Here is a 12708-nt window from a genome sequence, read left to right as displayed (position 1 = left end):
CAACAGTAACCAAGGAAGCCCCGGATTTGGTCTCCTGAAAAACTATGTGCTTGATGTTATATTTTCTGCGACACGGACAGACAGCCTATAGCAAAACGGGAGGATACTGTGGTACTCCAGAAAATGATCCCGGTTTGACTGCCGAAGGCATCGAAATGGCGGAAGAATTCGCTGATGTCTATCGTTCTTTACCTTGGCGTGCGGCCTACGTCAGTCCCCTCCAAAGAGCTATTCAAACCGCTAAACCTCTCTGTGAAGCGGTGGGACTGAAATTAGAAATCCGCCAGGGATTACAAGAGATCGGTTATGGTCTTTGGGAAGGTATGCACCCCAACGATATCGATCGTCAATATCATGATCTCTATGTACGCTGGTTGACGGATCCGGCTTGGAATGCCCCCCCCAACGGGGAAAGGGGGATCGATATCGCCCGTCGTTCCGCGGCCGTTTTGGAGGAAATTGAACACACCCACAGTGATGGCAATATCTTGATCGTTTCCCACAAGGCCACCATCCGGATCATGCTCTGTAGTCTGATGGGCATTGATGTGGGCCGTTATCGCGATCGATTTGAAATGCCCGTGGCCGCCGTCAGTATTGTCGAATTAGGCAGTCGTGGCCCGCTTTTCCATGGCATCGGTTTACGTTCCCACCTCAGTGAGTACCTGCGTTCTCTCCCCTGCACCTAATCAGTTATCAGTGATCAGTGATCAGTTATCAGTGATCAGTGATTCAGTTATCAGTGATCAGATGTCAGTTTTCATACTCAATCCGGTTATTAAAAACTGATTATCTATTCCCTCTTTTGCCTTTTGCCTTTTGCCTGTCCTGATATGTAGCCTATACTCAACGGATGGCCGTATTACTTCCCACTTGATCATTCAATCCAAGCTTTTGGTCAGTTATCAGTTATCAGTTATCAGTGATCAGTGATTCAGTTATCAGTGATCAGATGTCAGTTTTCATACTCAATCCGGTTATTAAAAACTGATTATCTATTCCCTCTTTTGCCTTTTGCCTTTTGCCTGTCCTGATATGTAGCCTATACTCAACGGATGGCCGTATTACTTCCCACTTGATCATTCAATCCAAGCTTTTGGTCAGTTATCAGTTATCAGTGATCAGTTATCAGTGATTCAGTTATCAGTGATCAGATGTCAGTTTTCATACTCAATCCGGTTATTAAAAACTGATTATCTATTCCCTCTTTTGCCTTTTGCCTCTTGCCTTTTGCCTGTCCTGATATGTAGCCTATACTCAACGGATGGCCGTATTACTTCCCACTTGATCATTCAATCCAAGCTTTTGGTCAGTTATCAGTTATCAGTGATCAGTTATCAGTTATCAGTTATCAGTTATCAGTGATTCAGTTATCAGTGATCAGATGTCAGTTTTCATACTCAATCCGGTTATTAAAAACTGATTATCTATTCCCTCTTTTGCCTTTTGCCTCTTGCCTTTTGCCTGTCCTGATATGTAGCCTATACTCAACGGATGGCCGTATTACTTCCCACTTGATCATTCAATCCAAGCTTTTGGTCAGTTATCAGTTATCAGTGATCAGTTATCAGTTATCAGTTATCAGTTATCAGTGATTCAGTTATCAGTGATCAGATGTCAGTTTTCATACTCAATCCGGTTATTAAAAACTGATTATCTATTCCCTCTTTTGCCTTTTGCCTTTTGCCTGTCCTGATATGTAGCCTATACTCAACGGATGGCCGTATTACTTCCCACTTGATCATTCAATCCAAGCTTTTGGTCAGTTATCAGTTATCAGTGATCAGTTATCAGTGATTCAGTTATCAGTGATCAGATGTCAGTTTTCATACTCAATCCGGTTATTAAAAACTGATTATCTATTCCCTCTTTTGCCTTTTGCCTCTTGCCTTTTGCCTGTCCTGATATGTAGCCTATACTCAACGGATTTAGTATCAGGTCACTGATTACTGTTTACTGATCACTGAAAATACTCCCCACTTCCAATTTATGACCAAAATCCATCACTTTGAGCTATTACCTTCCACTAATACTAAAGCATGGGAATTATTAGAGTCGGGGGAAAAGCCGCCTTTTGTGGTGACTGCTAGTCAACAAAGTGCCGGGAGGGGACAATGGGGACGGGAGTGGATTTCTGAACCGGGAGGATTATATTTATCTTTGGCTTTAAATCTGGATTTAGAGGTGGATAAATCTGCCCATCTCGTTCTCGCTACAGTTTGGGGCATCGCTCATCAGCTGAATTGTCAGGAAATACCTGTTAAAATCAAATGGCCGAATGATTTAGTATTACTAGGGCGCAAACTAGGGGGAATTAACCTAGAAACCCGTATTCAGGGTCAAAAAATCCCGCAAGCAGTCATCGGAGTAGGCCTCAATTGGTCTAATCCTGTCCCCCCCACGGGTATTAATTTACAGGCTTTTACTGGCAATAAAAGTACCTCGATCGCTCAGTTAACCTCTCTCACCAGCGATGCTATCCTATACGGCTATGAATATTACTGTCATCGCGGCATAAAAGCCCTATTAGCCTCCTATTTAGAACTTTTTGCCAATTTTGGTCAAAAGATAGCTTTTGAGGGCTATCAGGGCATAATAACTGGGGTAAGCGATCGAGGGGAATTAAAAGTTAAATTAACCTCGGACAATGCCAGTAGCGAAATCTATATACCAGCCGGTAGGGTCAGTCTCGGCTATAATTGAGTCTAAATATTTTTTTGACTAAACTGTGAGAAGTGAGGCCGCCCTATGTATCCTTCATCGGTGATATTGAAACTTTTTCTAGGAAAATCCTTAAAAAAGAAGCTGAGTTTATGCAGTGGTCTCGGTTTAGTAATCAGCGGTCTGATTACTCTTGCTCCCAATGCGATCGCTAATTCCGAAATTGGCAGCGAAACCCCGGTAGTGGAAAATCCCGCCCCGACTCTGAAAGCCCCCGTTATCAAAGAAAATACTAATCCTGCCCCCCGTCTGGCTATCCCCGAAAACCATCAAACCGATATGCCTACCCTTGCCCCCCGGGCCGGCGGTAAAAATAATTTTATCGATACTAGAAACTTTAACCCCCCCAGTTCCGTTGTCGTCACCGAGCGCCGCAGTGGTTGCCAAACCATCGCCCAAAATGGTCAACTGGTAGGAGGTAGCTGTAATCTGGCGGCCCGGGCCTCCCGTCGTCAGCCGGTCAGCACTGTGGCCAAACCCTTACCCCCGGTTAATCTGGCCCGGGTGCGTCTCAATCCTAATCCGGCCGTGCGGGTAGGACGGCGGTCTCAAAATCAGCCGGTTATCGCTCATAATTCCCTGCGTCGTTATGCCCCCACTCTCGTCGCTTCTAGCTCCCCAGTACGTCTGGCCGCCCCGACGGTGATTCCAAGTCAGGTGGTAGCCCTCAATCCCCCGGAATGGAATGGCGTAAAATTAGCTTTGGCCCCGGTGACTCGCGCAGAAGTGGAGGCCATCAGCGAAGCGACCACCTATGAGCGGGCCACCCGTTTAAGTCCCACGGATTCTAACCAAACTCAACGCACCGATTTACTCTTTCCCCTCGCTCTTCCCGCCCAAATTACCTCGGTTTTCGGGTGGCGAAATCATCCGGTCAGCGGGAATCGGGCCATGCACGCGGGTACTGATTTAGGCGCACCGATGGGAACACCTGTATTAGCCGCCTACGCAGGGGAAGTGGCCACCGCCGACTGGTTGGGAGGTTACGGATTAACGGTGATTTTGCGTCACCTCGATGGTAGTCAAGAATCTCGTTATGCCCACCTTTCGGAAATTACCGTCAAACCGGGAGAATGGGTGGAACAGGGAGCGGTTATCGGTCGCGTGGGTAGTACGGGAGTTTCTACTGGTCCGCACCTACACTTTGAATGGCGACACCTAACCGAACAGGGTTGGACCGCCGTGGATGCCGGTTTGCATCTAGAATTAGCCCTCGATAATCTGGTGCAGAGAATGCAAATGGCCACAGCCACTGACTCTAATCAGAATTGAATGGTGAGCTAATAGAACATCTTTGGTGGGAATTAAAATCTCTCGTGAAAAAACTCGCCCCGAAAAGGGAAGAAGCCTTAAAAGCTATCTTACATCTTGGCTTGATGCTAGTAAGCAAGAAACACTCGAGAAACTATTTCCCCCATTGCTGTTATTATGCCTCTCATGCCATTTTTCTAAAGTAATGGCAGAGATGGTTAATTACCCTCACCCCGAACCCCTCTCCCAGAAAAGGAGAGGGGACTGGGATACCTGCCACGAATAAAGAAAAATGGTATCAGTTCTGCAAAGTGCTGCAATTACTTGAGCGACTTTTTCAGCAAACCCTACCAAATAATGAAAAACTTTCTAGACTCAACTAACCGAGGGGAAAAAAATAATTTCCTCATCCCCTTTGCCTATGTGCTAGGAGTGGCCCTACCCTTTATTTTGGTCTATTTTCTCCCCATTTACCACGTTACCGATGTCTTCCAATTTAGTAGATGGGGGGATTGTCTCGCAGCAGGTAAAGTATATATGGATTGTCCTCGCAAAGTCCCCAACTATCCTAGTATAGGTATACTGGCGAGTGGCGGCGTAATTGCGGCGATAAAATCCCTATTGGGAATTAGCGAAAAAACCGAAGCTATCTACTACTTCCGTTTTTACCTAGCATTTGTTGATGCTGTCAATTTTCTCCTTCTCACCTACCTAGCGAGAATCTTAAAATTCAAACGCCCCGTAATCATCGGTTTAAGCATAACCCTAGTGCTATTTATCTGGGCGGCAGGTTCTCTCTGGGGACAGATTGACAACGTAGGCTTATTATTTTGCCTTCTGGCGACCATTGCTTTTTTCCAATCTTGGAGTGAGACAAACACTCTGCTCAAAAATATCCTCTGGTTTCTCCTGGGGATGTTTAGTTTAGTCTTATTTATTCTCACTAAACAACTCTTTATTTTTTCCCTACCCTTTTTTGCCCTACTTATCCTCACCACAGGTTACAAATTCCAGCAAAGATACCAGACTAAAGGCTTAATCTGGCTGGGAGCAACTCTACTTTTAAGCCTCGGATTTTTCCTCTACCTAGATAGCTTATTTGCGGTTCCCCTCAGACTGATTCAGTCTAGTTTCCTCTTTGTCTTAAAATCTGGTAGTGGTCACGGTGACAAAATCTCAGGAAATGGCTTTAATATCTGGATATTTCTCGGTTTAGAACCCCGTGCTTCCTCCCGAGTACCTTTTATGGATTTGCAACTGGGTAGCTGGAAAAAAGGTATCAGCCCTCACCAAGCAGGGCTTTTACTCTATGCTGGTTTCATGGGTTTTCTTATCTGTACAGGTTTAATCAAGATTTGGCAAATTCTCGCCACCAAAACCGAGGCGATTAGCCCTAAATATAATCCTACCTATTTAATGGTACTTCTCTGCCTTTTCCATGGACTAAGTTACCTAGGTTTTAATATTCTTCTCAGTGGCACTCATCAGCGCTATCTCTATATAGGTTATCCTTTTATCCTGATCAGTATTATCTGGCTCTACTATCAGGATTTCTTGATATCCAGACGCGCCCTACTCGCCTCTTTATTTGCTGCTTTTGCCTACGGTTGTTTTCTTTATTCCCAAGTATCTAATGCTTATGTGCTACAAGCACAACAGTATTTAGGTTTTCAAAAACCACCGAATATTCCCTTATTACCCAAGTTCTTCTTTATCTTTGAAAGACATCAGTTTCTAGGTGCTGTTCATCTATTCTTGCTAGTTTTCCTAGTAGATATTTGGCAACAGCTAAGTAAAAGACAGATTGTTCTTCCTAGTTCCGATAAGTGAACATCAATCGCCACCGGCAAAAGCGCCTACAAACACTGACTCTAATCAGAATTAATTTGTTTTGGGTTACAAATATAGCGGTTTTTGGAGCTTAAAAAAGCATTGTTGAGCTTTTGCCCAATTGATGCGTTTTCATACATTCGCAGCCTTAGTAATACCAAGTTAAATTCTATTCAGTGCAGATAGAGCGCGCCTATTGAAAGATTAAATAATACCTTTCGACAAAGGATTTCTCGGCTGGTGAGAGAGAGTCTATCTTGGGAGCAAGTCAGTTTTGCAGAAGAGTGCGCTGGAGACCGGTAGAAGAATCGAGTAAAATAGGGATATATCAAAGGAGGAAACGGTCAATGAACCCAGAAAACCAGAAAAAACTCCAAGAATACGCCCGAGGAATCGCCGAAATTCTCTATCAAGAGGCCGCTCCCGAAGACTTAGCCAGTTTAGGGGATATTGAAAAAACGATCCGACAACAGACTTTAGATTATGTTACCCCCCAATTAGGAATTTTTTTATCGAAAAAACAACGGGAACAAAAGCGGGACGAGAAAGAATTCTAAAAAGTATAATCGGTCAACTACCCGTCACCGAAAAACAAGCGGAGTATTTACATCTGGAATCCCATCAAAGAATTAGTCCAGCTTTAGAGGAATGTTGTTTAAGGTTAAGTGCCACGGTTTCTTACAAGAGACCTCTTGCATAAATCCGAAAACAAACGATAGAAACAATAATGGGAGGGACTTTCAGTTAATTATTAGAACTCTTGCAAATTAATTATATGTTATAATGATGGGCTAACTAATTTTCCCCAAAAAATTAGTTAATCAGTACATTCGTCCTGAATGAAAACTTGAAGTTTAACTTTTAACTCAAAACTCTTTAGAGCTGCTTTAATTTGGTTATCAAAACCTCTTTATTTAAGCGGCACAAACTATCTCAATTATAAAAATTGAGAATAAATTCTCCTTGACTTGATTAATCTTTAGGCAACTTTTAAGAAGCTGCTATACCTATCCCTAACTCACAGTTATAAATAGCCGCCAACAAGTTAACTCTTAAACTATATCTTCGACGACGATTCCGATATTTACAGGATAAGATTTTAAAGATTTTGAGTTTCCTATTTATAGGTTCAATGATAATCCTTTCTTTGGCTAAAGCCTTGTTATACTCTTTTTCTAACTCTGTTAATTTTCTATTTTTCGATTTCTTTTTCGGTGTATAACTATTACTATGGTATGCAGCTATTCCCTGATAACCACTGTCTTCTATGCTGGTAGTTAAAGGATGAAAACGAACTCGACTTTTTTTAAATAAACTAAAATCATGACCTTTACCTTTCCCACAAAAGACACAGATAATTTCCTCTGTATTTTGAGCAGCTACTAATTGGGATTTTAAAGTATGATAACCTCTTTTACCCGAAAAAAAATCTTTCTGTTTCTTTTGGGGACGTTCAATGGGAGTTTCCGTTACATCCATTACCGTTACGACCGGTATCTCTGCTTGATTGAGTAAAGCTTTTTTTCCTTTTAAACGGAAGTTTCCCGATTGTAAAAGCATTTTTTCCGTCTTATTTACAATCCGACATATAGTTGATTCTGATAGTTCCCAGCTTGTCCCAATGTGAAAATATGTTCTATATTCTCGCCAATATTCTAACGTTACTAAAACTTGTTCTTCTATAGATAGTTTAGGTTTCGGTCCCATTTTAGATGGTGAATTAGAGTCGGCTTCAACACTTTTTACTGATTCTACCATCTTTCTACGCCAATTCAAAAATGAAACGCATCAACCTCAAGAGTTGACAAAGAAAGGCTCATCAGGTACTGTCTGATCATTAACAAAAACAAATCAGACCCAAAAACGAAGCCCTCAACATCTTAACATAGAACAAAGAAACTTGCTCTACCAACTTAGTCAGAAGGGAAATTTATCTCAACGGCAAATGGCCGTCTGGCTCGGATGTCATCAAAGCACAATATCACGGGAATTAAAAAGGAATCAAAGTTCTCTTGGCTGCTATCTACCTGACACAGCACAAGCTGAAAGCGAGACAAGGCGAAAAAATGCCAAACAACCCTTTAAAAATGTCAGCGAGTCAGCCTTAGAGTTGGTCAAAGAAGGATTGAAAGATTATCATAGTCCCGAACAAATAGCAGGTCGTCTGAAAAGAGCCAGTCAAGAATCTCTCAGTCACGAAACCATCTATCAAATGATCTATCAGAACTATCACGGATGTGGAGAGTACCAGAAATATTTACGCCGGGGGCTTTGTCAAAGAAAGAGTCGAGGCGGAGCAAAAAGTAAGCGTGGAGGGATTCCAGGGCGTGTAGATATCAGCGAGCGACCAGTAATTGCTGACCAGAAAACTGAAATCGGTCATTGGGAAAGTGACACAATGATTGGAGGCAATCATCTAGGAGTTCTCGTTACTCATGTAGATAAAGCCTCGAAATTTTTAGTAGCAGGATTAGCCAAAAACAAAACCGCATCGGAAATCAATAGAGTCACAGAAAAACTTTTTCAAGAGATTCACCCTGACAAAAGAAAAACCTTTACTTGTGACAAGGTTAAAGAATTTTGTGGACATCAAGAGTTGAGTCAGAAACTAGGAGCAGATTTTTATTTTGCTACTCCTTATCATTCGTGGGAGAGGGGATTAAACGAGCATACCAATGGACTGTTAAGACAATTTTTCCCTAAGGGAACGAATTTTAAAATCGTTAAGCCAGAGGAGGTGGAAAGAGCCGTAAACTTGATTAACAATCGTCCTCGAAAATGTCTTGACTATCGTACCCCGAATGAGGTATTCTATAAAGGTAGATCAGACAGTGATGCAATTCAGACTTGAATTGGCCTCTTGTTTTTCTAATAACCAATCTAAGGCGTTATATAATTCGTCTTCATCGGCTTTCTCTAAGTCTAACAATTGTCCTAAACTCTGACTACAAGTCTCGCTATTAAACCCTCTCGCTGTGGCTAGTTTCGATTTAGGATTGATGATTCTTGCCACAATCATCGCCACTACTAAGTTTCTGATTCGTGAGGATTTTTCACTGATTATTTTATCTAAACCTAATTTTTTAATCGTCTCTAAAATAGCCATCACATGACCATGAGGAAGACTTCTAATCACTTCAAAATGATTGGGAATGCCCTCATTCATGGACAGTGTTGCCCCTTTGAGAGCCAGTTTCAAATTGTCGATAATATCATCGGGTAATTTTGAGAGATTGGCCAGGGTTCTTTTTTTGACTTGATCTCCTTCTCGGTAGGACTCCCGAAGAAGAACGGCGGGGGGGGGAATTACGGTTAGGAACTTTTTCTATATACATGACCACCATTCTAGCAAATAGAGAGAATTCTTGTCCATTAAGAAATGTTACAAATTACATGGGTACATTAAGAAAAGTTAAGGGGCGTATCCATTGATGGATAAGGGTTTTCGGCTATTATAGTATATATGTATGGGGGAAGTTCAGTTATACCATTTCTCTAAATGAAAACTACACATCGAATTTAAATCCCCCTTTAAGTTCCCCTTTTTAAGGGGGATTTAGGGGGATTAAACTTCTGTAGTCAGACTTTGGAGAATTGGTATTAAATGTCTGCTCGAACATAGGAAAAAGATTAGATACTCTCAAATCTTACCTCGATCGCTCCCTTATCCTGAGCATAGATTTGTAAAAAGGCTGAAAATGCTTCAGCCTCGTCTAAAAAATCAGATTTTACCCGCAAAATTAAGGAATAGGATTAGCTGGCCCCTTGCTTTCCAGGGTTTCGGCAACAGTTTCCGTCTTACCAAAAGCGACTCTGAGGAAGGGAGGAGCGAGGAAAGTAGTCAGGATTACCATAATAATAATCGACACTTCCAAAGGCTTATCCAAAATTCCGCTGGCCGAGCCAATCCCGGCAAAAACTAGACCCACCTCACCCCGGGGAATCATACCCACACCGATGGCGAGGCGATTGATTCCGGATATGCCAAAAACTGCCCAGCCTGTCACCAGTTTACCGATAATCGCCACAACCATCAAAAAGACAGCGATCAAAAGTCCAGCCCGATTCTCCGGTACCGTTGGGTTTAAAACACCGAGGTCGGCACGCGCTCCCACCGTCACAAAGAAAATCGGTACAAGCAAATCGGCGATCGGTTTAATTAACTCATCCAACTCGTTGCGGGTATCAGTTTCATCAAGCACCAAACCCGCAGCAAAGGCCCCTAAAATCGCTTCAAGATGAATAGCATTGCCTAAAAATGCCATAAAGAAAGCGAAGACAAATGCCGGAATAACAATATTTCCCCGAGTTTTCAGCCGCTCCACGATCGCCACAAAACTTTTGTTAAAAATACCTCCCAACAAAATTGATCCGATCAAAAAGGCCGTAGCGCTGACAATCAGATAAATAACATTGGTCACATCAATCTCACCAGTTTTGGCTAAACTAGCGACCACAGCCAGAACAATAATACCAAGGACATCATCGATCACCGCTGCACCGACAATAATTTGCCCTTCTTTGGATTTGAGTTGACCTAACTCGGACAACACCTTCGAGGTAATACCGATACTGGTTGCTGTCAAGGCAGCCCCTGCAAAAATCGCCGGGATAGCCGCCACATGAAAGACGAGCATTAACCCGGCCGTACCTGCCGCAAAAGGTGCCGCAACCCCCACACAGGCCACAACCGTGGCTTGAATTCCCACTTCCTTGAGTTGTCGCAGGTCGGATTCTAGGCCAATTTCAAACAGCAGAATAATCACACCGATTTCAGCTAGAACCGAAATCACTTCACTTTGGGACTCAAAGATCCGGTCCACGGCAGCCGGGGCCAATTGATTCAATCCTTGCAGTACCGTCATAATCAGCGAATCGGAGGCCGATAGTCCCCCTTCGGGAAAGATGAGCAGATGCAAGGCCGAAACGCCGACAATCACACCGGCGACCAGTTCTCCCAGTACGGGCGGAAAATCTAATTTTCTGGCGGCCTCTGCGCCGAGCTTGCTGGCCAGATAAATCACCACCAGTGTCAGCAATACGCCAGAGAGAATAATCGGTGAATCCTCGGCCACAACGGTGGCAAGCAAGGGGAGCGGAGTCATGGGGGCTGCTATCTCCCCGATCGAAGGAGGCAGAATAGGGGACAAAATCATCAGTTTAAAGGGATGAGGGTTAAAGATTTCAGGTGGTCATAAAACTGGGGGATAGGAAAAAGGGCCACCGCTCAAGGACAGTCAGGCTGCAGATGGGGTGGCCCGGATCAAGACAAGCTTAGTTGTCTAGATTTCACAGCCCTCTGGTCCACAGAAACTCTGTCCGTACAGAACCTCCGCATCACAGAGATAGATCATGCCCGCAAAATTGAGGAAAAACTGATCGGCAACCTGCTTGGCAATATTTTGGGCCATAATTCGATCGGGGGTAAGTATCTCGAACTTAACATTCGTATCGGTTTCGGAAACGTGGGGTTGTCCCGACGAGCGCACGTTGCGACTGCCTTTACCGCCAGTATCCATCACCGTGTAACCACTCGCCCCGCATTCTTCGATGATCTTGGCGACTTTTTTCAGCAAAATCTTTTCTGTGACGATGACGAGCTTTTTGGCTGGTTTAGCCATGTTGATTATCTCCTTAAATGTGTACATTTATTTGCTTGGTCTGTCCGATCGAGGGAACGCCGACAGACCACAATCTTTCTCGGATTAGCCGCCGCTGAGGGCCTGGGCGAGACCAACGAAGAAGGGTATGCACAAGCCGATCGCTACGGGCGTACCGATGGCCGTGGACGCACCTATATAGGCGGAGGGATTAGCCGACGGGATACCGGCCCGCAACGTGGGCGGCCCAGAGATGTCGGAACTAGAGGAAGCGATGACGGCCAGCATGACCACACCGCCCCAGCTGAACCCGGTGGCGTAGTGGGCAATCATGCCGAGACCGAAGGCGATTAGACCATGTATAAACGGTGCTATGACGCTATAGACGACATACCACTGGGCCACCTTACGCAGTTCACCAACCCTTGACCAAGCCTCCATCCCCATGACTAGCATCAAGACCGAAAGCAAGCCGCGAAAGAGGGGATCGTAGAAGCTTTTATAGACACTTTCCGGCTGGGTGAAGATGCCCAAAGCCAGACCTAATAACATGGCCGATAGGGCAGGTCCGCGAAGGCTTTCTTCAATGATCGGCCAAATCTTGACCCGATTATCCGCTGGCTGCTGTAGGCTGAGATATTCCTGCCGACTGCTGGGATAATCCTGCTGATCGGAATAATCCCCGGCCGCCACCGGCTGCTTGCTAAAAGACTCGTGGTCGTAGGCCGCTTCTTTCTGCTTCTTCTTGTTAAGATAAATGTTAGCCACCACGATCGCCGTTACCAGCGCCGGGATATCCATAAAAGGATAGAGTGCGCCGGCCCAAGCCTCGTAGGGGATCTTTTGTTCTTCGAGTACCGTCAGACCGGCGGCCATTGTCGAGCCACTCACGGCTCCAAATAATCCCCCAGTAGCGATCGCATCTACCACTTTCACCTTGGGCAGATTGGCTAAGGTATAGCGGGCGACGAAGACCACAATAATCCCTACTATGACGGCAAAGATCATTGGTAATACCATTTCCGTCAGGTTGGAATTGCGGATGGCAATCCCGCCGGTCAGACCGATTTTGGTCAGCAGCATAAAGACGATGATCGTACAAATCGACTCTGGGATGACCAATTCACTACCGAGAGCGGCAATGATCATGCCACCAATCAAAAAGGCCAGCGTTGGCGACTGCAACTGCTGGATAAAGTCCATGACAAACAATGAGAAAAAATCCACGAATACCTCCTTAAGCCTCCCCTGATGAGGAGTATTGAATATAAACGGACTAAATGAACCTTCAAAAGCTGAAAGAGAG

At 44.3% G+C, this 12708-nt stretch carries 7 protein-coding genes and 4 pseudogenes; 6 read left to right on the top strand and 5 right to left on the bottom strand.

All coding sequences use genetic code 11. The features are described from left to right. The first annotated feature begins 44 nt into the window (after nt 1–44). The 5 genes and pseudogenes from ACQY1X_RS19100 to ACQY1X_RS19080 all read left to right on the top strand — a co-directional run. Nucleotides 45–689 (top strand): histidine phosphatase family protein, encoded by a 645-nt coding sequence (locus ACQY1X_RS19100; protein WP_002759710.1) that lies wholly within the window; start codon nt 45–47, stop codon nt 687–689. 1300 nt (nt 690–1989) lie between these two features. Then, nucleotides 1990–2703: a biotin--[acetyl-CoA-carboxylase] ligase gene (locus ACQY1X_RS19095; RefSeq protein ID WP_430013355.1), complete on the top strand. Its 714-nt coding sequence runs from the start codon at nt 1990–1992 to the stop codon at nt 2701–2703. Between the two features lie 45 nt (nt 2704–2748). Next, nucleotides 2749–3993 carry a M23 family metallopeptidase gene (locus ACQY1X_RS19090; protein WP_430015014.1) on the top strand — a complete coding sequence of 415 codons (1245 nt, stop codon included), beginning with the start codon at nt 2749–2751 and terminating at the stop codon, nt 3991–3993. 336 nt (nt 3994–4329) lie between these two features. Then, the gene (locus tag ACQY1X_RS19085; RefSeq protein WP_002736650.1) at nt 4330–5802 is read left to right on the top strand and encodes a hypothetical protein; all 1473 of its coding nucleotides are present in this window, start codon (nt 4330–4332) and stop codon (nt 5800–5802) included. Nucleotides 5803–6149: 347 nt separating this feature from the next. After that, nucleotides 6150–6487: pseudogene (locus ACQY1X_RS19080) on the top strand (ISKra4 family transposase); the annotation flags it as partial. Between the two features lie 305 nt (nt 6488–6792). On the opposite strand, the pseudogene ACQY1X_RS19075 reads toward ACQY1X_RS19080, so the two are convergent. Next, a pseudogene (locus tag ACQY1X_RS19075) lies at nt 6793–7566 on the bottom strand (IS5-like element ISMae4 family transposase); the annotation flags it as partial. 103 nt (nt 7567–7669) lie between these two features. Here ACQY1X_RS19075 and ACQY1X_RS19070 point away from each other — a divergent pair. Continuing rightward, nucleotides 7670–8653, top strand: a pseudogene (locus ACQY1X_RS19070) (IS30 family transposase); the annotation flags it as partial. A gap of 6 nt (nt 8654–8659) precedes the next feature. Here the strand turns inward: ACQY1X_RS19070 and ACQY1X_RS19065 are convergent. The 4 genes and pseudogenes from ACQY1X_RS19065 to ACQY1X_RS19050 form a co-directional block, all read right to left on the bottom strand. After that, a pseudogene (locus tag ACQY1X_RS19065) lies at nt 8660–9137 on the bottom strand (IS1634 family transposase); the annotation flags it as partial. Between the two features lie 405 nt (nt 9138–9542). Then, nucleotides 9543–10958: a cation:proton antiporter gene (locus tag ACQY1X_RS19060; protein ID WP_430015013.1), complete on the bottom strand. Its 1416-nt coding sequence runs from the start codon at nt 10956–10958 to the stop codon at nt 9543–9545. 126 nt (nt 10959–11084) lie between these two features. Next, on the bottom strand, nt 11085–11423 hold the full coding sequence (locus ACQY1X_RS19055) for a P-II family nitrogen regulator (RefSeq protein WP_002757700.1): 339 nt from the start codon (nt 11421–11423) through the stop codon (nt 11085–11087). An 84-nt stretch (nt 11424–11507) separates the two neighbouring features. After that, nucleotides 11508–12629: a sodium-dependent bicarbonate transport family permease gene (locus ACQY1X_RS19050; protein WP_430015012.1), complete on the bottom strand. Its 1122-nt coding sequence runs from the start codon at nt 12627–12629 to the stop codon at nt 11508–11510. Nucleotides 12630–12708 lie beyond the last annotated feature (79 nt).

It is taken from the genome of Microcystis protocystis FBCC-A270, assembly GCF_050500235.1.
Classification (GTDB): domain Bacteria; phylum Cyanobacteriota; class Cyanobacteriia; order Cyanobacteriales; family Microcystaceae; genus Microcystis; species Microcystis ichthyoblabe_A.
Note: the sequence above shows the minus strand (reverse complement) of the source record. Positions and strands in the feature narration are given on the sequence as shown.

Bases quoted from the DNA above. Each gene is read 5' to 3' on its own strand.
- ACQY1X_RS19100 (WP_002759710.1), top strand. From the start codon at position 45: ATGTGCTTGATGTTATATTTTCTGCGACACGGACAGACAGCCTATAGC.
- ACQY1X_RS19095 (WP_430013355.1), top strand. From the start codon at position 1,990: ATGACCAAAATCCATCACTTTGAGCTATTACCTTCCACTAATACTAAA.
- ACQY1X_RS19090 (WP_430015014.1), top strand. From the start codon at position 2,749: ATGTATCCTTCATCGGTGATATTGAAACTTTTTCTAGGAAAATCCTTA.
- ACQY1X_RS19085 (WP_002736650.1), top strand. From the start codon at position 4,330: ATGAAAAACTTTCTAGACTCAACTAACCGAGGGGAAAAAAATAATTTC.
- ACQY1X_RS19060 (WP_430015013.1), bottom strand. From the start codon at position 10,958: ATGATTTTGTCCCCTATTCTGCCTCCTTCGATCGGGGAGATAGCAGCC.
- ACQY1X_RS19055 (WP_002757700.1), bottom strand. From the start codon at position 11,423: ATGGCTAAACCAGCCAAAAAGCTCGTCATCGTCACAGAAAAGATTTTG.